Origin of the sequence: Kitasatospora albolonga (genome assembly GCA_002082585.1) — a bacterium.
Lineage (GTDB): Bacteria > Actinomycetota > Actinomycetes > Streptomycetales > Streptomycetaceae > Streptomyces > Streptomyces stephensoniae.
In genome coordinates this window covers 2573179-2594591 of sequence record CP020563.1, presented here as the reverse complement: position 1 = coordinate 2594591, position 21413 = coordinate 2573179, and the positions used below count along the sequence as shown (strand labels likewise).

Sequence of the window (21413 nt, the reverse complement as noted above, 5' to 3'; positions counted from 1 at the left end):
ACCTCACAGCTCGTCGGACTCCGGTGTGCGGGGGCGCTCCACGGTCGTCAGGTCCACCCGCTCGCCGAGCGCCCGGTACCCGGCGTCGTTGAAGTGCAGGTGGTCGCCGGAGTCGTACGCGGCGCGGAGCCGGTTCGGCGCGTACGGGTCGCGTACGGCCTCGTCGAAGTCGACGTACGCGTCGAAGACCGAACCCGCCCGGATCTCCTCGTTGACCGCCAGCCGTACGGCGTTGCGCTCGGGCGTCCAGGTGGGGAAGCCCTCGAACGGGGTCAGCGTCGCGCCGACGACCGTCAGCCCCCGGGCCCGTGCCTGCTCGGTGAGGGCGCGCAGGCCGGCCACGATGCGTCGGGGGTCGGGCTCCTGGGGCGCCTGCTGTACGTCGTTGATGCCGAGGGCCACGATCACGGTGTGCGCCCCGGCGACCGAGAGCACGTCCCGCTCGAACCGGACGATCCCGGCCTGGCCCGCCGAGCCCTGGGTGAGGAGCCGGTTGCCCGCGATGCCCGCGTTGGCGACCCCGTACCGCCCGCCCAGCCGGTCGGCGAGGACGTCGGTCCAGCGGGTGTTGGCGTCGGTGGTGGAGCCGCTGCCCGCCGTCAGCGAGTCCCCGATGACGACGACGGTGCCGGGTGCGGCCTCGTTGCGGACGTCCACGGCGGTCAGGTAGCGCCAGCGGTTGGTGGACCAGGTGCCCTTGTCGTCGGCCAGGTAGGACGTCTGGTGGGTGTTCGGGTGGTAGGTGACCGGGCCGCTCGCGCGCGGGGTGCGGAAGCTGACCTGGAGGTCGGAGTCGGCGGCGACCGGCACGGTGACCGGGTCGCTGACGACCCGCTTGCCCGCCGCGATGGTGACGGCGGAGGCGCCGTCGAACGTCACCGGGCGGGTGTTGACCGTGGCCCGGTCTATGCGGAGCGGAGCGGTCCCGAACAGGTTGGAGAGCGTGATCCGGGCGGCGTCCCCGCCGACGCTGGTGTGCACGACGTTACGGATGGTGCTGCCGGGAAGACCGTTGCCGGTGCCCGGCTCCGCGCCGACGGGCGCGGTGGTCCAGGTGGCGACCCAGTTCCCGGCGGCGTTGGCGGGGGCGACGGGGTTGCGGGCCGCCGCGTGCGTCTCGGCGGGCGGGGGAGCGGTGGGCCGGTCCCCGGTGAACAGGGCCGGACCGAGCACGGCGGCGACGGCGGCGAGTACGGCGGTGCCCGCCACAAGGGCGATGAGCAGGGCGTACCCCTGGCGGCTGGGCATGTGCGGCGGTTCTCCTTGTGATGATCGTTCTGTTCCCATGATGCGACAGGCCGCGGGGAACTCGACGTGCGGCCCGGGAGTAGGGGAAGTAGGGACAATGCGTACGTCACGGGGGCGAGGCGTACGCGGACGGGTGGAGCGCATGGAACGGACCGGTTCCGGAGAGCAGGACGCGGTGCAGCAGCCAGAGGAGTCCGGGGAGCCACGGGAGTCCGGCGAGCCACGGGAGTCACGGGAGTCACGGGAACCGGCCGGTTCCGGGACGCGGGCCGGGACCCGTAAGGAGCTCGGCCCTGGGGCGGCGACGGGAGGCCCCGGGAAGTCCGGGCCCGGCGGGTCCGGGAAGTCCGGGTTCGGGAAGTCCGGGGCCGGAGGGGGCCCGCTGGGGGTGGGGCCGCTGGCCTCGTTCGCGTACACCGCCGCCGACGAGGAGAAACAGCGCGGCGTCCGGCGCATGAAGATCACGGCGACCGGCCTCCTTCTCTTCGTCGCGCTCGTCTATGTCCTGGCCACCTGGGCGGAGCACTCAGGTGTGGAGGGCTGGCCGGGCTACGTCGCGGCGGCTGCCGAGGCGGGGATGGTGGGCGCTCTGGCGGACTGGTTCGCCGTCACGGCGCTCTTCCGGCGCCCGCTCGGCCTGCCCATCCCCCACACGGCCATCATCCCCACCAAGAAGGATCAGCTGGGACAGTCCCTCGGTTCCTTCGTCGGCGAAAACTTTCTCTCCGGAGACGTGATTCGTGACCGAATTCACGCTCTGGGGGTCGGCCGGAGGGTCGGCGCGTGGCTGGCGGAGCCGGCCAACGCCGACCGGGTCACCGCCGAGCTGGCGACGGCGCTGCGCGGCGCGCTGACCGTGCTGCGGGACTCGGACGTGCAGGCGGTGGTCGGCGAGGCCATCACCCGGCGGGCGAACGCGGTGGAGGTGGGCCCCGGCCTCGGCAAGATGCTGGAGCGGGTGGTGGACGACGGCGGCCACCGCAAGGTCGTCGACCTCGTCTGCGTACGGGCGCACGACTGGCTGGTGGAGCACGGCGCCTCGGTGATGGACGCGGTGCAGGGCGGGGCGCCGGGCTGGACCCCGCGCTTCGTGGACAAGCGGGTGGGCGAGCGGGTCTACAAGGAACTGCTGCGGTTCGTCACGGAGATGCGGGACATGCCGGGCCACCCGGCGCGCGGCGCCATCGACACGTTCCTCACCGACTTCGCGGCCGACCTCCAGAGCGACGCCGACACCCGGGCCCGGGTGGAGCGGCTGAAGTCGGAGATCCTGGGCCGGGACGAGGTGCAGGACGTCATCGCGTCGGCCTGGTCCTCCGTCCGTACGATGATCATGGCGGCGGCCGAGGACGAGCGCAGCGAACTGCGGCTGCGGGCCCGCGCGTCCCTGATGTCGCTGGGCGCCAGGCTGTCGGGCGACGAGCGCCTCCAGGGCAAGCTGGACGGCTGGCTGGAGGACGCGGCGGTGTACGTGGTCACGACGTACCGGGCCGAGATCACCTCGCTGATCAGCGAGACGGTGGCGAGCTGGGACGCGGACCAGACGTCGAAGAAGATCGAGGCGCACATCGGCCGCGACCTCCAGTTCATCCGCATCAACGGCACGGTGGTGGGCGCGCTGGCGGGCCTCGCGATCCATACGGTGTCGCGGGCGCTGGGGGGCTGACCCCGACTCCCGGGGTTCCGGGTGCGTACCCGTCCTGTCGTACGGGTACGCACCCGGCTTACGCGGGGGAGTTGCCCGGTAGTACGGGCGTGGCGCGGCGGATGTTCAACGCGGCGCGGACTTCTTTTGGAGAGCCCTCAGACCGTGGCGCGGCGGGTGACGGCCCAGGAGGCGGCGGCCACCCCACCGGCGACGGCGAAGACGGCGGGCCAGGCGCCGACCTTCTTGGCCAGCGGGTGCGAACCGGCGAAGGCGGCGACGTACGCGACGGTCAGCGCGGTGGCCGCACGCGGCCCGGCCTGACGGTTCCACTCGTACGCGGCGAGGGACCCGGCGGCGGCGAGCGCGACCCCGCCGAGCGGACGCTTCTTGGTCCACCGGGCGACGCCGTACCCCCCGACGAGCCCGCTCGCCGCCACCGCCGCTGCCGGGACCTTCGCCATCGCCGCCACCATCGCCTTCGTATCTGTGTTCTGTGTCCGTCTTCGTCTTCGTAGGGAGGCTAACCTCCAGCAGTCGGGTGGGGTACGGAGGGGAGGCGTCACATGGGTTCGAGGACTTCGAGGACTTTGAGGACGACGACGGTCGAGGTGACGGGCGAGGACGAGGACGGCCGGCCCGTACGCCTGTTCTGCACCGACACCGGCGGGGGCGGCAGCGACAGTGATGGGAGTGCCGCGCCGCTCCTCCTGCTGCACGGCCTGGCCGGTCACTGCGGTGAGTGGGACGCGCTCGCGGCCCGGTTCGCGGCCACGCACCGGGTGGTCGCCTTCGACGCCCGGGGCAGCGGCGCGAGTACCCGCCGCCCCCGGGACGTGTCCCGTGCCGCCCACGTACGGGACGTGGTGGAGGTCGTCGGCCGGCTCGGCCTCCCTGCCGGGGAACTGGTCCTGGTGGGCCAGTCCATGGGCGGTCTCACGGCCCTGCTCACCGCGGCGGCCCACCCGGAGCTGGTCCGCGCCCTGGTCCTGGTCGAGGCGGGTCCGGGCGGCCCGAGCCCCTCGCTGCCGGCGACCATCGGGGCCTGGCTGGACTCGTGGCCGGTCCCGTTCCCGGACGCCGGGGCGGCGGCGGCGTTCTTCGGCGGGGGAGCGGCGGGCCGGGCCTGGGCGGCGGGTCTCGTCCCGGGGCCGGGGGGCCTCCACCCGCGCGTGGACCGGGACGTCATGGTCGCCACGGTCCAGGAGAACGCCCACCGTGACTACTGGGACGCGTGGGACCAGGTGCGTTGCCCGGTGCTGGTGGTGCGGGGCGGGAAGGGGATGCTGCGGCAGGAGGAAGTGGACCGGATGGCCGGGCGTCCTGGGGCGACGCGGATCGCCGTGGTCCCGGACGCCGGGCACGACGTCCACCTGGACGATCCTGCGGCGGTGTACGGGGAGATGGCGGCGTTCCTGGCGGAGGCGGGCGGGGGAGGGGACGGGGCCCGGGGCTCCCGGGGCTGAGGACCGGGCCCCGGGTGGCCGGATGTCACCGGTATAAGGTCTGGACCCGGAACACGAGGGTCACGGCTGGGCCGACGCCCTCCCGATCGGCCCAACCACCTCGGGAAAGAAGGAGAGTTGACGAGCACGACGTTACGTATCGGCGGGGACCTGGACGTCCACCGTCTCGGGTTCGGAGCCATGCGACTGCCCACCGGGCCGGGCCCCGACCGCGCGAGGTCCCTCGCGGTCGCCCGCCGGGCGGTCGAGCTGGGCGTCACCCTGATCGACACGGCCCACCTGTACGGCGGGGGCGCCAACGAGGAGTTGCTCGCAGAAGCGCTGCACCCCTACCCGGACGGCCTCCTCATCACCACCAAGGTCGGTGTCGCGCGCTCGGCGGACACGGGGGAGTGGGGCCTGGACGCCCGCCCGGCCGTGCTGCGGGAACAGGTGGACCTGGCCCTGCGCCGACTGCGCGTCGAGCGGATCGAACTGCTCCAGCTGCACCGTATCGACCCGGAGACACCGCTCGCCGAACAGCTGGGAACACTGGGCGAGTTGCAGTCCGAGGGCAAGATCGGTCACCTCGGCCTCTCCGAGGTGACGGTCGACGAGCTGAACGAGGCGCGGGCCCTCGTCGACGTGGCGAGCGTGCAGAACGGCTACAACCTTCTGGAGCGCGAACACGAACCGGTGCTCGCCGCCTGCGAGGCCGCCGGAATCGCGTTCCTGCCCTGGCGCCCCGTGGCCCACGGTGACGCGGGCGCGAACGCGGAGGTGGCCGCCGTGGCGGCCGAACTCGGCGCCACCCCCACCCAGGTCTCGCTGGCCTGGCTCCTCGCCCACTCACCGGTCATGCTCCCCATCCCGGGCACGGCGCGGATGGCCCACCTGGAGGAGAACGTCGCGGCGGCCGAAGTGACCCTGAGCCAGGAGCAGTACGACCGGCTGAAGGGATAAGAGGGATGGGCGGCACGGGAGCGTGAGAGCGGCGGGGCGTGACTTCTCCCCGGAGTCCCGCCCCGCGCAGCGCGAGGCTCCCGTGGCGCGTGTGACTGCCTTCACACCCCTGCCCGTTCTCTGTTTCTCCTGGTCCGTATGGCGCGAAACCAGCCCCGAGTGGCGCCTGTGAGTGCCGAAGCGTGAGCCACGAAGCCCCCCGGCAGGGCGATTTGCCCCGTTCATCTCCCGTACATCTGGCGCCGTAGAGGCAGCTCACGGCGGGGGACCGGCAGCACCAACCGGGGTTACATCCCTTACCGGGAGAGGTGTATTGCGGCACTTTGCCCGCTAAGGGGCATGGGCGGGTGATACCCGTAATGCCGGACCCGTTTACAACGGGCGTCACTGTCCGAAACCGATTGTTGACGGAAAGAATGGCCCCGGGATACGTTTTTCGGCGTAAAAGGCAAGCCATACGGACGGGAATCGGTGAAGGATTATGGGAATAATTGCCCAGGCTCTCAACGAATACCGATTAAGCGAGGCGGAGGCAGATAAGGTAGGCGAGCTGTCCGCGCTCGCCGCGCATTTGTCGGGCTCGCTCCCCATCGTCGCTTCGGGGCTCCTCATGGATCTCCCCGAGGGTATGCGCAAAACGGTTCTCGATTTCGGCGCGGACGAGGGAACCGACGGATTCTGCCTGCTCCGCGGTGTCCCGGTGGGCGAGCTCCCGAAGACTCCGCAGGCCCATGAAGCCCACGTTCTCGACGGGCATCCCACCAATGGGACCCTCATGCTCGTCGCGGATCTCCTCGGCTCGCTGACCGGGTATCAGGACGAGAAGTCCGGGGCTCTGTTCCACGACGTCCATCCGGTACGGGGGGAGGAGACCCGGATCGAGAACAGCGGTTCGGTCGCCTTCGACTTCCACACGGAGAACGTGCACCACCCCCTGCGCCCCGACTACCTGGGCCTGCTCTGCCTGCGCCAGGACCACGAGCGGATCGCCGCGACCCGTGTCTCGTCCGTACGGGACGCACTGCCCCTGCTGACGGACGAACAGGTGGCGGAGCTGCGGAAGCCGCAGTTCCACAGCCTGTACCCGACCTCCTTCGCGCGGAACATCGCGGGTCCGCGTCCCTCCGCCGGGCCCCACCCGGTGATCTTCGGGCCGGCGGACCGCCCGTTCATGCGCTTCAACTCGCACAACACCCAGGGCTCCGAACCGGAGGCGCGGGCGGCGCTGCGGGCCCTCACCGGCGCGCTGGAGGAGGTCTGCCGCGATCTGGTGCTCGCGCCGGGCGACCTCGTCGTCCTGGACAACCATGTCGTCGTGCACGGCCGCAGCGCCTTCACCCCCCGCTACGACGGGCGCGACCGGTGGCTCCGGCGCTTCTACTCCCTGCGCAACACCCCTCTGTGGGCCCAGCGCATGATGTGGCACCCCCGTGTCCTGCCCGCGATGACGGAGATCCGCGGGGTCCTCTGACCCGGCGGACGATGCCCCGGCCGCCGGGAGCCGGGGCCGTTCGATGTGAAATGGTGAATGAGGAAGAGTGGAACTGTACGAGGTGCTCGGCCTGCTCCTTGCCGCCGCGGCGGCCGGCTGGGTGGACGCGGTGGTCGGCGGTGGCGGGGTTCTGCTCATCCCGGTGCTCCTGCTGACCTTCCCCCAGTACTCGCCTGCGGTGGCGCTGGGCACGAACAAGATCGCGGCGGTCATGGGCACCACGACCGCCGCGTACATGTACCAGCGGCGTACCGTACTGGACCGCTCGGTGCTGCTCCCCGCCGCCGGACTCGCGGTCCCCTTCGGCGCCCTCGGAGCCCTGTCCGCGTCGAGCGTCCCCACGAGCTTCTTCCGGCCCGTCATCATGGGCCTGCTCATCGCGGTGGCGCTCTTCGTCGCCTTCAGGCCCAGCTTCGGGGTGCAGCAGCGGGACATCGTCGTCACCCCGCGCCGCCGCAATGCGGCCATCCTCATCGCGGGGGTCGGGATCGGCTTCTACGACGGGGTCTTCGGGCCCGGCGTGGGCACCTTTCTCATCATCTCCTTCACCACCCTCCTCGCGACACAGTTCCTGGAAAGCGCGGCCATGGCGAAGGTGATCAACGCCTCGTCCAACCTGGGGGCCCTCGCGGTCTTCGCCTGGCAGGGCAACGTCCTGTGGGCCCTCGGGCTCGGAATGGCCGTGGGAAACATCGCCGGCGCGATGATCGGATCGCGCACCGCGATGAAAAGGGGGTCCGGATTCGTTCGGATCGTCCTGGTCCTCGTGGTCACCGGAATGGTGGCCAAGATGGCTTTCGATCAGTTCGTCTGACAGGACCCCTCATCCCGGGCCCGGCATGGAACCCCAATTTTATGAGGAGCCACCCCTCCGGCAAGACCCGCCTTACGGCAGGAATTCACCTTCTGGCAGGAACCCACCCGACGACGGAAGAGGTTTTATGGCAAGGGAATTATCCGGGCTGCTGACCCTGACCGACTTCGAGGACGCCGCCCGATCCGTTCTTGACGCCGCCTCCTGGGCCTATGTGGCGGGCGGAGCCGACACCCAGCTCACCGTCCGTGCCAACACGGACGCCTTCGACCAGGTCTGGCTGCGCCCCCGCGCCCTCGGCGGTTCGGGCGCGAAGCCCGACACCTCGGTGACCCTGCTCGGGCAGCGGCTCCAACTCCCGGTCCTCCTCGCCCCGACCAGCCCCCAGCGGCTCCTCCACGAGGACGCCGAGATCGCGACCGCCCGCGCCGCCGAGTCCGCCGGCACGCTGTCGATCGTCAGCACCGACAGCCACCACGTGTTCGCCGATGTGACCGGCTCCGTCGGAAGCGACTCCTGGTTCCAGCTGTACGCCTACCGGTCCCGGGACGACGTCGCCGCGACGATCGCCCTGGCGGAGGAGGCCGGAGCGACCGCCATCGTGGTCACGGTCGACGCGAGTTACGCGGCACGCCGCATCAGCACCCGGCGCGCGGGCTTCCGTACCCCGGCCCACGTCGACTTCGGCAACCTGCGCTCGCTGGGGGTGCTCACGGGGGAGATCCCGGACGGCGCCCGCATCGACCGGCTCCCCCTGACCTGGGACGACCTGGAGTGGATTCGGAGCCGTACGGACCTGCCGATCGTGGTCAAGGGCGTCCTGCGGGGCGAGGACGCCGAGCGGTGCGTCGGCCTCGGCGTGGAGGGCGTGATCGTCTCCAACCACGGGGGCCGCCAGCTCGACGGAGCGGTACCCAGCCTGATCGCCCTGGAACAGGTGGCGGCCGCGATCTCCGACCGCGCGCTGGTGCTCCTGGACGGCGGTGTCCGCTCCGGCGTCCACGTCGTCAAGGCGCTCGCGCTCGGCGCGGACGCGGTGTGCATCGGCCGCCCCTACCTCTGGGGCCTCGGCCTGGCCGGCCAGCAGGGCGTCGAGGCGGTGCTCGACCTTCTCCGGAGCGAGATCGAGGACACGCTGCTCCAGCTCGGCGCGGACTCCGTGGCGGACATCGGCGCGGACTTCGCGATCAGGGCCCGCTGAGCCTTCCGGGGCCACCGGGCCTTCCGGGGCCACCGGGCCGTCCGGGGCCACCGGGCCTTCCGGGCCTCCTGGGCCCTGAGGCCCCGCTGAGCCGTCCGGGCCCACCGCCGCCTTCGCCCCCTCGCGGCCCCGGCCTTCTGCCAAACCCTCCCTCCCCACCCTCCCTCCCCCGGCAAGGAGACACCCTGTGACCGTCCATTTCTCGCGCGGCATCCCCCCGCTCGAAGCGATCCCCTCCCTCGCCATCGCCGAGCTGACCGGGACGATCCTGTCCACGGAACCGGACCGGGTCTTCCAGTACGCGCCCATCGGCCACCACACCGGAGACCGCGAACTCCGCGACCAGCTGGGCGCGTTCCACTCCGTCGACCCCGACCGGATCTTCGTCACCAACGGCTCGCTCCAGGCCCTCGACCTGCTCGCCGCCCACCTCCTCAAGGACGCGCCCAGCCATCTGGTCCTGGCCGAGGCTCCGACGTACGACCGCGCTGTCCAGATATTCGAGCGGCACGGCGGACGGGTCTCCGGGGTGCCGCTGCGGCACGACGGACTCGACCTGGACATCCTGCGGGAGCGCCTGCGTACCGAGGTGCCCGCGTTCGTCTACGTGATCCCCGACTTCCAGAACCCCAGCGGTGTGACGACGAGCGAGGAGAAGCGGCGCGAAATCGTGCGCCTGTCCGCCGAGTTCGGCTTCACGATCCTGGAGGACATCCCCTACCGGGAACTCCGCTTCGACGGCACCGCCCCCACGCTCCTCGGGGAACTCGCGGACGGGGTCGACGGCGCCCGGGTGCTGACCATGGGGTCACTCAGCAAGATCCTCAGCCCGGGGCTGAGGGTCGGTTACGTCATCGCTCCGCCCGGTGTCCCGCGCGCTCTGGCCGCACTGGCGGAGAGCACGTACCTGTCTCCTGCCCCGCTGCTCCAGACGGTGGCCGCCCGGGCCTTCGAGAGCGGGCTGGTACGGCAGAACATCGAGGCCGTACGGAAACTGCTGCGCCCGCGCCACGACGCCGCCGTCGAGGTGGTGCGCAAGGTCCTCGGTGACGTCGCGCTGTGCGTGCCCGAGGGTGGTTACTACATCAGCGTGCACCTGCCGGTCCGGACCACCGAGGAGGAGTTGCTCGCCGCGGCGTCCGCTGAGAGCATCGCCCTCACCCGCGGCTCGGCCTTCTACCCGGCCGACTCGGCACCCCCCGCAGGAACGGTGTTCCTGCGCCTGCCGTTCCAGTCCCTCGGCGGCGAGGAGTTCACGGCGGGCGTGACCGGGCTCGCGGCGGTGGCGCGGCAGGCCGGGTAGCGGACCGGGCGGCAGGCGCGGGGCACGGGAAGCGGCGGGAGCCGCACGTCGGGGGAAGGGCACGATGACCACGGCCGGGCAGAGCACCGAGGGCGGCGCCGGGGAGGACCCCGCACAGGACCCCGTACGAACTCCCGTACAGGAGAAGGGCCAAGGAACAACGGTCCGGGGGACACCGGAGCAAGGAACAACGGCGCGGGGGACACCAGGACAAGGGGCGAGGGAACAGGAATTCGCGCGGAGGACCGGGCCGGGGGCATGGCGCCCCAGGGTCCTGCGGGACGCCTCGCTCTCCGCCGTCCTCGCGGGCCTCGTCACCGTCACGGTCTCCTGCTCCGGCCCCCTCCTCGTGGTCCTCGCGGCGGCGGCCGCCGGTCACCTCAGCGACGAGCAGACCGCGTCCTGGGTCTGGGCGGCGTGCGTGGGCAGCGGCGTGACCTGCGCCGTGCTCAGCTGGTGGACCCGTATGCCGGTGATCACGGCCTTCTCGACACCGGGCGCCGCCGTCCTCGTCGGCAGCCTCGGGAACTACTCCTACCCCGAGGCAGTCGGGGCCTTCATCATCAGCGGCCTGCTCATGGCGCTGATCGGCCTGACGGGCGTCTTCGGCCGGATCATGCGGCGCATACCGCCCGGGATCGTGGCGGGCATGCTCGCGGGGGTGCTGTTCTCCTTCGGGGCGGGCCTGTTCTCGGCCCTGGACACGGCACCCCTGCCGGTGCTCACGGCCCTGGCGACGTACCTGGCGGTGAAGCAGAGGTCACCCAGGTACGCGGTCGCCGGGGCGCTCGTCGCCGCGGTACTCGCCACCGCCGTCGCACCGGGCTTCCACAGCACGCCCGTTGACATCGGGTGGACCCTGCCCGTGTTCACGGCACCGGAGTTCAGCGGCGCGGCGCTCGTGGGGATCGCCATCCCGCTGGCCGTGGTCACGATGGCCTCGCAGAACGCCCCCGGACTCGGCGTACTGGCCGCCTGCGGCTACCGGCCGAACGACCGCCTGCTCCTCACCGCCACCGGCCTCACCTCATCGGCGCTCGCCCCGCTCGGCGGACACGCGGTGAACCTGGCGGCGATCACGGCCGCGATCAGCACGGGCGAGGAGTCCCACCCCGATCCCCGGCGCCGTTACGTGGCCGGCCTGGCGAGCGGCTTCTTCTACCTGCTGACGGGTGTCTGCGGCGCCGCCCTGGTGGGACTCTTCGCCGTGCTGCCCGCCGAACTCATCGCCGTCATCGCCGGGGTGGCGCTCCTCGGCACGATCTCCTCGAGCCTGGCCCAGACCCTCGCCGACGAGCGGGGCCGGGACGCGTCGGTGGTCACGTTCCTCACCACGGCGTCCGGCGTCACCCTCGGCGGAATCGGGTCCGCCTGCTGGGGCCTGCTCCTGGGCCTGGCGACCCACGCGGCACTCTCGGTACTTCCGGTACGGAGACGGGGGCGCCGGGACCGGGGGAAGAACCCCACCCCCGCCTCCGGGGACGCCTCCACCGCATCGAGCCGGTCGGCCGCAGGCTGAGTAGAGGGGGGCCTCCCGTCACGGTGACGGGAGGCCCCCCTCAGGCGCTGCTCGCCCTTCCGTCCGTCAGCTGAGGGCCCGGAAATCGAGCCATCCGCTGCTTCCGACGGCGACACCGCCGCCGGAGAGGTTGGGGTAGAGGTAGAGCTTGTCGTCACCGCCGGTGGCGAGGATATCGGCCTTCTTGTCGGAGCCGATGTCGGGGAAGGCGGTGAGCAGTGGGCGATAGGTGCGAGTCCAGCCGTTCCCGATGACGGTGGAGTTGGGGCCGCTGCCGAGGCCCTCTCCTGCCGGGCCGGTTCCTTGGTAGAGGCGGAGTTCCCCGTTGGTCTTGTGGCGGGCTATGAGGTCGACGTGGCCGTTGCCGGTGCGATCGCCCGGGGCTACGAGGTCGTAGTTCGTCCAGGACCCGTTACCGATGAGGACGGGGTCCTGGGTCTCGTCGAGGTAGAGGGATTCGGAGCCGTAGTACAGCCAGAGAAGGTTGCCTTCCTTGACCAGGAGGTCGGGGTAGCCGGCGACATCGATGGTGCCGTCGTTGTCGACGTCCAGAGGACCGTCGACATCACCGATGGCGAGGATCTGGTCGGCGTTCTTCCAGTGGTTGTTGGCTTCGTTGTAGACGTCGAGTTCCTGGCGGTCGTACTGGCAGGAGCGGGAGTGCCCGTCGGCCTGCTCGTCACGTGCGCTGCAGGCCCAGCCGACTCCGTTGTTCGGGTAGAGCTGCAGGGTCTTGCCGCCGTCTCCGGGGATGGCCGCGATGAGGTCTTCGAAGCCGTCGCCGGTCCAGTCACCGCGACGGGTGATGTCGGCCCCGGTGAAGTCACCGTTGCTCGCCGTGGTGCCGGTTCCCAGGTAGCCGTTGCCCTGGCCGGGGTACAGCCACAACTCGCCGTTGCTGCGCACACCGTAGAGGTCGGCGTTGTCGTCCCCGTTGAGGTCGCCGGCCTTGTCGGGGATGGAGAGTCCGTTCGCGTAGAAGAGGTAGGCGGCCCGGTCGGACCGGTTCTGGGCGGCGTCGAGGCTGCGGACGTAGAGCCGCTGCGATCCGGCCGAGGGCGGGGTCAGGACGAGCTTGGCGTCGATCTTTCCGTCCCCGTCGAGGTCGGTGCTGGGCTTGACGTTGCGGACGGTGGGGTCCCAGTCGCTCCAGTACTCGTAGGACGTTACGTCGTTGACGCCCCCATTACCGAGGATGAACGTTCCTGCGGTCCGGGCCCGGCCGGTGGTGGCGGGCCAGCCGTCGGAGCCGTCGGGGAACTGCTGGGAACTGATGGTGGGTGGTGTGCTCGGCCGGTTGGGATCGAAGTTGAAGCCGCAGGTGCCCGCAGGGACCCAGGCGGAGTTGGCGGTCGCGTCGAGGGTCTGTACCTTCCAGCCGAAGTTGCCCTTGGCTGCGGCCAGGTGCTTCTGCAAGGTGGCCTTGGGGATCTTCACCTTCGCGACCGTGCCGGAGGTGGCGGACACGATCTGGTTGAAGATCTCGGCCCCGCCGGAGAGGTTGTTCGTCCCCCAGAGGCGGAACTGGGCACGGACCGTTCCCCCGTCCGGGTCGGAGACCTTCGCGGTGAGCGTGACGTCGGTGTTCCCGATCGTGGTGTACGGGGCGGCCGTGACGCATCCGCCGGAGCTGGGGATCGTGTCCAGGCTGTTCGGGGCGTTGGGCACGGTGTTGTAAATCGTCGACATCACAGCCGAGTTGGCGTCGAACTTCTTCCACGCGAAGACGTCGCTCTCGCTGCTCGCCCGCAGACCCATGGTCAGCGTGTTCCACTTGTTGGCGATGACATCCTTCGCGCCAGCGGTCACGTCGAAGGCGAGGTCTCCCCCGGGGCAGGCCGGTCCCCAGCCGAGTGACTCGTTGACCGAGTCCAGCTTCTTGCGCCACTCGGGCTGCTTGTTCCATGTGGTGGACGCGGAGATCGCGCTGGTCGCCCAGAGCTCGACGGTCCGGTTGGTGCACGACCAGGACCAGGTGTTCTTGATCCGGAACGTGGAGGAGGAGACCACCTTCTTCGTGGACCAGAGGTTGTCGGCCTTCATGCGGAAGAAGGACCTGGCCAGCCCGTCGGTCTCGTTCTCGTACCCCGCACGGGCGGTTGTGGTGCCCTTCTTGTCCCAGTTGGCGCCGTTGAAGAACGAGCTGGTCGGGTACTTCTTGTAGGCGATGGTCCATGAGTGACGGGAGCCGGAGACCGCCGGGTCCAGCAGCACCGGGTACGTGGTGTCCTCGCCCGTCAGGAGGTCCTGGTCCGGAGTGAGGGTCAGCTTCCCGTCCCCGACCGCGAGCCCCATGGCCGCCTGCTGCGCGCCGTATCCGGGCTCGAACTCGTCGGAGGGCGGCGGCGGCCCGGTGGGGACGCCGCGGGCCGAGCGGGCCGCAGGTGCGGCAGGCGCGGTGGCGGTGCTGCTGCTGTCCCACATCAGCGGGGTCGGTGCGGTGAAGACCTCCTGGCCGGCCGGATTGACCGCCGAGAAGTTGCCGTGGGCGTCGGTAGCCGCTGTCAGGCCACTGGTTTCCAGCCCGAAATGGACTTCCTTCAGCGCCGGATCGGCAGCAGCCTCCGCGGACTTGACCACCAGAAGGCTGGTGAATCCGGCCGGGCTCGCCTTGATCTTCAGGTCCACATCCGTCAGGACATTTCCGAACGTCACGGTGTCGCCGTCGATCTGGGGATCGGGAAGTGGCTGCGGCCAGGTCCAGGACATGCTGCGTCCATCACGTGTGACGGTCGCCAGAGGCCCCTCACCACCGCCGGAGAATCGCACGTCCACCTCGGTGGCCTTCGGCGACAGCGAGCCGTCGGAATTCACCTCGAGGGTGGTGTCGATCGGTACCAGCTTGTTGTCCTGGCGTACGAACTGCGGTAGCGCGTAGGTGTCTTGGGTGAAGGTGCCGTCAGGGTTGGCGAACACCTGCGACACCTCGGTGCGTCGGGCGAGCACCTCTACCGGCCGACCGGTCTCCGACGCCTTGACCTGCGCCAGGGCCTCGGCTTCCGCCTTCGTCGCCACCGGCTCCGGGGCGGTCACGGGCTCGGCCGCGGCGGCCTCCGGCAGAGGATGGGGCGCCACACCGAGCGTCAGGAGTGCGGCGAGAGCAGCCGTTCCCGTGACGGCCGCACTTGTTCTCCATCTGGTTTTGCTTCGCAAAAGTTTCATCAAAGAGTCCCCTCCCAGGTCTGTTCGAGTCGCACCCTAGAACGTGAGGGAAGTGTGATGAAAGCGATTCTTGGTGACGTTGCCCCAGGTCGGCCAATTCGGCACTTGTCATTCTCCTCATTTCGGTTCACAAGCCAATGAATCGGGCACCTTCTTGATTCTTTCGGGGGCTGAAGGCACTGAATCGTTATGAACTCCCTGTGCTGACGCTGTGAAAGTCCTGCTAACTTCCCTGATCGGCTATGACCTTTGGGCAACGGGTGGGGAGTTCTGCGGATGTTTTCGGGTGGGGGCGTCAGTACGGGACGCGTGAGGAGACGGGCACGGCTGATAGCCGCGGCCCTGGCCGCGTTCTTGTTCGTGGGACTGCTGGGCGGGCCGGTCGCGGCAGCCGTCGAGCTGGATCTGCTGAAGCTCGAGAAGCCCGACCCGGTGCCGACCGGTGAGGTGGCGAAGCGCGGGCTGGTGAAGCCCGATCAGACTGCTCGGCGCCCGTGGAAGAAGCCCGAGGTCACCTGGCCCGCGCCGGGCATCGCCACTCCCGCGCTCCACGACAACGGGGCGCCGGTGAAGGCCGGTTCACTGCCCGTCAGTGTGCGCCGCGCCGCACCGGAGACGGGGCGTACGGCGAAGGCGTCGGCTCCGGCTTCTCGTGACGGCAGGACCCGGGCCGCAGGCCCGGAGAAGGTCCAGGTCCAGGTCCTGGACCGGGCCACCACCGAGTCGTTGGGCGTCGAGGGTGTCGTACTGGCCCTCCGCCCCACCACGGGTACCGAGGGCGCCGTGGACGTCGAGGTCGACTACTCCGGCTTCCGGGACGCCTACGGTGGCGACTGGGCCTCCCGTCTCACGCTCAAGACGCTTCCCGCCTGCGCGCTGACCACGCCGGGCAAGAAGGGCTGTGCCGCGGGCGAGTCCCTCACCACCACCAACGATGCGGGCAAGGGCACGATCGAGGCCGCTGTCCAGCTGCCTGCCGCGACCGCGGAACCGGCGGCCGACGCTCCTGTCGCGCGGGCGGCAGGAGCCCGGGCGGTCTCCGGCAACACCGTGCTCCTGGCGGCGACCGCCGCGGCGGCCGGCCCGTCGGGCAACTTCACGGCCACCTCCCTCTCCCCGTCGGCCTCCTGGGCAGCAGGCGGTTCGAACGGCGCGTTCTCCTGGACGTACCCGATCGACACCCCGGCCGTCGCCGGCTCCGCCGTTCCGGATCTGAAGCTGGGCTACTCCTCCCAGTCGGTCGACGGGCGTACCGCGTCGACGAACAACCAGGCCAACGGCATCGGCGACGGCTGGTCGATGGAGCCGGGCTACATCGAGCGCCAGTACATCTCCTGCAGCGAGGACACCAAGAACAGCACGACCACGGCCAAGGTCGGCGACCTGTGCTGGAAGAAGGACAACGCCGTCATCAACCTCGGCGGCCAGTCCAACACCCTGATCAAGGACGACACCACGGGCCAGTGGCGGCTGGAGGGCGACGACGGCACCAAGGTCGAGAAGCTCGCCAGCGCCGCCCGGGCCAACGGTGACAACGACGGTGAGCACTGGCGGGTGACCACCCCGGACGGCACCCGCTACTACTTCGGCTACAACCGCCCGCAGGGCTGGGCCGCGGGCAAGGAGGAGACCAACTCCACCTGGACGGTACCGGTCTTCGGCAACCAGAAGGACGAGCCGTGCTACGCGGCGGCGTTCAAGGACGCCTGGTGCCAGCAGGCGTGGCGGTGGAACCTGGACGCGGTCATCGACCCGCACGGCGACGCCATGACGTACTACTGGGACAAGGAGACCAACCACTACGGCCGCAACGTCAACCCGAGCACCGGCGCCTCCACCGCGACGCCCTACATCCGGGGCGGTTCCCTCAAGCGCATCGAGTACGGTCTGCGCTCCGGCGACTTCTACGCCCAGCCCGCGGCCAAGGTCGAGTTCACCAGCAGTGAGCGCTGCCTGAGCAACTGCGGAACGTTCGACAAGGCCAACGCGAAGAACTGGCCCGATGTCCCCTTCGACCGCTACTGCGCCCCGGGCACGGAGTGCAAGGACCGTTACTCGCCGTCCTTCTGGAGCCGGAAGCGGCTGACGAAGATTGACACGTCGGTGCTCGTCGGTACGGCCTTCAAGCCGGTCGACAGCTGGGCCTTCACCCACCAGTTCCCCTCGCCGGGCGACGGCAGTTCCCCGGCCCTCTGGCTGGCCTCGATCACGCGCACCGGACACGGTGGCACCGGCTCCGTCACCCTCCCCGCCGTCACCTTCCTGGGGCAGACCCTGCCCAACCGCGTGGAGGGCGCCACCACCGGCGGCGCCCCGGACCCGGTGCCGCCGCTGTGGCGCTACCGCGTCTACGGCATCAACAACGAGACCGGCGGATCGATCGGCATCACCTACTCACCGACCGACTGCAAGGCGGGCAGTGTTCCCACTCCCGCCTCGAACAACCGGCGCTGCTACCCGGTGAAGTGGTCTCCGCCGCAGGCCCCCGGGGCGGACTACGAGCCGTATCTCGACTGGTTCCACTCCTATGTCGTCACCAAGATCCTGGAGACCGACAGAACGGGCGGCGCCCCCGCCAAGCAGACCGACTACGCGTACCTGGACGGCATGGCCTGGGCCAAGGCCAAGGACGACGAGTTCACCGACGCCAAGCACCTGACGTACGGCGACCGCAAGGGGTACGGCCGGGTCCAGGTCCGTACGGGTGTGGCACCGGACAAGCGGACGCTGAAGGAGTACCGCTACTTCCGCGGCATCGACGGGGCCTCGGTCAAGGACAGCGAGGGCGTCTCCGTCACCGACCGGGAAGCCTTCGCGGGCATGACCCGCGAGGAGGCCACGTACAACGGTGACGGCGGCAAGCTCGAGACCACCACCAGCTACGAGCCGTGGCGCTCGGCCGCGACCGCCACCGAGACCCGGTCCGAAGGGCTGCCCGCCCTCCACGCGTACGCCACGGGCGGCAAGAGCGAGCAGACCCGTACCGCGGTCGGCGCGGGGTGGCGCACCACCCGTGTCGAGCGGACCTTCGACGCGCTCGGTCAGCCGCTTTCCGTGTCCTCGCTCGGCGACACCGCGAAGTCCGGCGACGAGGAGTGCACCACCAACACCTACGTCCGCAACACCTCGCTGAACATCCTCACCACGGTCTCCGAGTCCCGGACCGTGGCCAAGCCCTGCGGCACCACGCCGACCCTCCCGGCGGACCTGGTCTCGGCCGAGCGCTACTACTACGACAACGCGACCAGCCTGACCACCCCGCCCGTACGGGGCGATGTGACGCGCCTGGACGAGCAGGACGCCAAGGGCACCGGGTACCTCACCACCGCGACCCACACCTACGACCAGCACGGCCGGGAGAGGACCTCCACCGACGCCCTGAAGGTCACCACCGCCAGGACCGCCTACGTCCCCGCCACCCTCCAGGCGCCGACCACGGTCACCGTGACCAACGCCAAGGACCACGTCACCACCACCACGCACGACCCGGTCCGGGGCGTGGTCACCGCCACGGTGGACGCGAACGGCAAGCGCACCGACGCCGTCCACGACGGACTCGGCCGGGTGCTGAAGGTCTGGGAGCCGGGCTGGTCCAAGGCGGCCAACGCGAACAAGCCCTCCGCCGAGTACAGCTACCGGATCTCCAGGACCGAAACGAACGCCGTCACCGTCAAGACCCTCAAGCAGAACGGCGATTACCGCACCACCCACACGCTCTACGACGGACTGCTGCGCGAGCGCCAGACACAGGCTCCGGCCGTCGGCACGCAGGACCGGGTCATGACGGAGACCCACTACGACACCCATGGCCGGCCGTGGCAGACGTATGCCCCTTACTACGCGACGGGTGCGCCGTCGACGACGCTGATGTCGGCCGCGGTGAACACGGTCCCGACCGCGACACAGAGCCTCTTCGACGGGATGGGCCGTGTCACGGACGCGCTGTCGGTGAAGTTCGGCGACGAACAGTGGCGGACCAGGACGGTCTACGAGGGTGACCGCACCACGGTCGTCCCGCCCCAGGGCGGCACGGCCACCACGACGGTGACGGACGCCCGCGGACGCACCACCGAACTCCTCCAGTACACGAACGCCGCACGTACGACGTCGCAGAAGACCCGGTACGTGTACGGGAAGTACGACGAGCCGTCCTCGGTCATCGACCCCGACGGGAACACCTGGTCCTACACCTTCGACAGCCGGGGCCAGAAGACGAAGACCGTCGACCCGGACAAGGGCACCACGTCCACCGAGTACGACGACCTCGGCCGTCCTGCCAGGACGACCGACGCACGCGACATCGAGATCATCACCGAATACGACGTCCTCGGCCGCACGAGCGAGGTCAAGCAGGGCAACACGCTCCTGTCGAAGTGGACCTACGACACCCTCGCCAAGGGCCAGTTGACCAAGAGCACGCGCTACGTCGGTGGAGCCGAGTACACCACGGCGACCGACGGCTTCAACGACCGCTACCAGCCCACCGCGACGACCACCACGGTTCCCGCCGCTGCGGGCGGCCTGGCCGGCACCTTCACCTGGACGTACGGCTACAACGCGGAGACCGGGGCACCGCTCTGGACCCTCAACCCCGCCGTGGGGGACATCCCCGCCGAACGCGTGACCACGAACTACAACAGCGACGACCTGCCCTTCCGCGTCAGCGGGCAGCGCGGAGCCCTGGTCTCCAACACGCTCTACGACGTCTTCTCCCGGCCCACACGCCTGGAGTACAGCGCGACGCTGAACCAGAAGGCGTACAGGACCGTGCTGTACGACGAGCACACCGGCCGGGTGACCCGGCAGACCACCGACCGGGACGTGGCTCCCCAGCGGGTGGACGACACGACGTACGCCTATGACCCGGCGGGCAACGTCACCGGTGTGACCAACGTCAGCGGTCAGGACGCGCAGAAGTCCACCGACATCCAGTGCTTCACCAACGACCCGCTGGGTCGGCTGACTGCGGCCTGGACGGCGAAGGCCGACTGCTCCGCCGCCCCCTCGGCCTCCACGGTCGGCGGCCCGGACGCGTACTGGCACAGCTACAGCTACGACACGATCGGCAACCGGTCGAAGCAGACCGAGCACGCCACCGCGCCCGGCCTCACGGACGCCGTGACCAGCTACACCCACCCGTCCCCCGGAGCCAAGCGCCCCCACGCGGTGCAGCAGGCTTCCGTCTCCGGCGGTCCGGCCGACGGGCGTACCAGCACCTTCGAGTACGACAACGCCGGCAACACCACCAAGCGGACCATCGGCACCACCGTCCAGGACCTCACCTGGACCCCCGAAGGCCAGCTGGCCACCCTCACCGAGGCGGGCAAGCAGACCAGCTACACCTACGACACCGACGGCAACCGGATCATCGCGAAGAACGGTGACGGGTCCAGCACCCTCACGCTCCCCAACGGCGACCAGCTGCAGCTCGCGGCGAATGGCACCAAGACCGCCACGCGCTACTACGAGCACAACGGCGAGACCGTGGCCGTCCGTAACGGCAACGCCATCGCCTACCTGATCAACGACCACCAGGGCACCGCGATGACGGCCATCGCGATCGGCACCCTCGCCCTGACCCGGAGGAAGCAACTCCCCTTCGGCCAGCTCCGATCCGAGCAGTCATCGGCCTTCGGCCCCCGAGGTTTCGTCGGCGGCACCAACGACCCCACCGGCCTCACCCACCTGGGCGCCCGCGAATACGACCCCGTCCTGGGCCGCTTCGTCTCCGTCGACCCGATCATCGACTTCGCCGACCCGGCACAGATGAACGCCTACAGCTACGCCCACAACAGCCCGCTCACCAAGTCGGACCCCACGGGCCTGCGCCCGGACGGCCCGGTCGGAGGCAACTCCTACAACGACGAGCGGTGGGCCGAGCAGCGGGGCATGACGGCCGGGTACACGAAGAAGAGCGGCAAGTGGGCCTGGAACCAGACACCGAAGAAGGACCGGGATTCCCGGACGCGCTATCGGAACTACCAGGCCAATCCCGCCCACTACATGATCGACGACAAGCACGCCCGTAAGTACGCGGCTGATGCCAAGGCGCAGCGCAAGAAGGCTGAGGAAGCTCGCGCGAAAAAGGCTGCAGAGCAGCAGCGCAAGGAAGACGGAATTTTTGAGAACATCAAGAAGGGGAACTGGCGGGCGGCCTGGGACAACAGCGGAGGAAAGGTGGTCAGCCATGTTGGGGAGCACTGGCGTGGATATGCGCAGGTGGCGGCCTTCGCAGTATGCGTTGCGGCGTCTGCAGGGGCGTGTTTCATAGCGGGGGCTGCCGTTATAGTTGCGGACAACGTGGCAGATGTAGTCAACGGCACATTCAGTGGAACGAAGCTCGCGAAGCAGACGGCCTGGCTCCTGGTGGGTGGAGGCATTGCCCGGAGTCTCGCCGGGAGCTGGCGTGGAAGTGCTTTCGCCCGCGGCCCTGCCGGTGCGCGCCCGGCCCTGTGGAGGGGAAGCGTCCGGCCAGCTGCCCCGAAGGGGGCGCTGGACGCACGGCAGACGGCGCTGAACATGAGCGGCAATGCCAGTATGTCCTCGGCCACCTGCGGCGCCGGTGGCTTCAGCGGTGGAGGAAAGAAGCTTTGTTGATGATCACTACACTCAGGCCAATTC

12 protein-coding genes are annotated in these 21413 nt (G+C 70.0%); 9 read left to right on the top strand and 3 right to left on the bottom strand.

All coding sequences use genetic code 11. From position 1 onward, the window contains the following. Positions 1–3 precede the first annotated feature (3 nt). Complete coding sequence (locus B7C62_11175) at positions 4–1248, bottom strand: hypothetical protein (GenBank protein ID ARF72771.1); 1245 nt, start codon at positions 1246–1248, stop codon at positions 4–6. A gap of 97 nt (positions 1249–1345) precedes the next feature. Here B7C62_11175 and B7C62_11170 point away from each other — a divergent pair, with 97 nt between their 5' ends. Beyond that, complete coding sequence (locus B7C62_11170; GenBank protein ARF72770.1) at positions 1346–2914, top strand: hypothetical protein; 1569 nt, start codon at positions 1346–1348, stop codon at positions 2912–2914. 137 nt (positions 2915–3051) lie between these two features. On the opposite strand, the gene B7C62_11165 is transcribed toward B7C62_11170, so the two are convergent. Next, complete coding sequence (locus B7C62_11165; protein ARF77099.1) at positions 3052–3357, bottom strand: hypothetical protein; 306 nt, start codon at positions 3355–3357, stop codon at positions 3052–3054. A gap of 102 nt (positions 3358–3459) precedes the next feature. Here B7C62_11165 and B7C62_11160 point away from each other — a divergent pair, with 102 nt between their 5' ends. From B7C62_11160 to B7C62_11130, 7 genes are all read left to right on the top strand, one after another. After that, positions 3460–4359 (top strand): alpha/beta hydrolase, encoded by a 900-nt coding sequence (locus B7C62_11160; protein ID ARF72769.1) that lies wholly within the window; start codon positions 3460–3462, stop codon positions 4357–4359. A gap of 117 nt (positions 4360–4476) precedes the next feature. Beyond that, positions 4477–5301, top strand: a complete 825-nt coding sequence (locus tag B7C62_11155) for an oxidoreductase (GenBank protein ARF72768.1) — start codon at positions 4477–4479, stop codon at positions 5299–5301. A gap of 481 nt (positions 5302–5782) precedes the next feature. Beyond that, on the top strand, positions 5783–6772 hold the full coding sequence (locus tag B7C62_11150; protein ID ARF72767.1) for an oxygenase: 990 nt from the start codon (positions 5783–5785) through the stop codon (positions 6770–6772). 67 nt (positions 6773–6839) lie between these two features. After that, on the top strand, positions 6840–7607 hold the full coding sequence (locus B7C62_11145) for a hypothetical protein (protein ARF72766.1): 768 nt from the start codon (positions 6840–6842) through the stop codon (positions 7605–7607). A gap of 151 nt (positions 7608–7758) precedes the next feature. Then, positions 7759–8808, top strand: a complete 1050-nt coding sequence (locus B7C62_11140; protein ID ARF77098.1) for an alpha-hydroxy-acid oxidizing enzyme — start codon at positions 7759–7761, stop codon at positions 8806–8808. A gap of 187 nt (positions 8809–8995) precedes the next feature. Beyond that, positions 8996–10111 carry a GntR family transcriptional regulator gene (locus tag B7C62_11135; GenBank protein ID ARF72765.1) on the top strand — a complete coding sequence of 372 codons (1116 nt, stop codon included), beginning with the start codon at positions 8996–8998 and terminating at the stop codon, positions 10109–10111. 274 nt (positions 10112–10385) lie between these two features. Further along, positions 10386–11630: a benzoate transporter gene (locus B7C62_11130; GenBank protein ID ARF77097.1), complete on the top strand. Its 1245-nt coding sequence runs from the start codon at positions 10386–10388 to the stop codon at positions 11628–11630. Between the two features lie 66 nt (positions 11631–11696). Here the strand turns inward: B7C62_11130 and B7C62_11125 are convergent, their stop codons facing one another. Beyond that, positions 11697–14792 (bottom strand): large secreted protein, encoded by a 3096-nt coding sequence (locus B7C62_11125; protein ARF72764.1) that lies wholly within the window; start codon positions 14790–14792, stop codon positions 11697–11699. 330 nt (positions 14793–15122) lie between these two features. On the opposite strand from B7C62_11125, the gene B7C62_11120 reads away from it, so the two are divergent. Further along, positions 15123–21389 (top strand): hypothetical protein, encoded by a 6267-nt coding sequence (locus tag B7C62_11120; protein ID ARF77096.1) that lies wholly within the window; start codon positions 15123–15125, stop codon positions 21387–21389. Positions 21390–21413: the final 24 nt, after the last annotated feature.

Coding starts and splice junctions, on each gene's coding strand:
- B7C62_11175 (ARF72771.1), bottom strand. CDS start 1,248: ATGCCCAGCCGCCAGGGGTACGCCCTGCTCATCGCCCTTGTGGCGGGC.
- B7C62_11170 (ARF72770.1), top strand. CDS start 1,346: ATGCGTACGTCACGGGGGCGAGGCGTACGCGGACGGGTGGAGCGCATG.
- B7C62_11165 (ARF77099.1), bottom strand. CDS start 3,357: ATGGCGAAGGTCCCGGCAGCGGCGGTGGCGGCGAGCGGGCTCGTCGGG.
- B7C62_11160 (ARF72769.1), top strand. CDS start 3,460: ATGGGTTCGAGGACTTCGAGGACTTTGAGGACGACGACGGTCGAGGTG.
- B7C62_11150 (ARF72767.1), top strand. CDS start 5,783: ATGGGAATAATTGCCCAGGCTCTCAACGAATACCGATTAAGCGAGGCG.
- B7C62_11125 (ARF72764.1), bottom strand. CDS start 14,792: ATGAAACTTTTGCGAAGCAAAACCAGATGGAGAACAAGTGCGGCCGTC.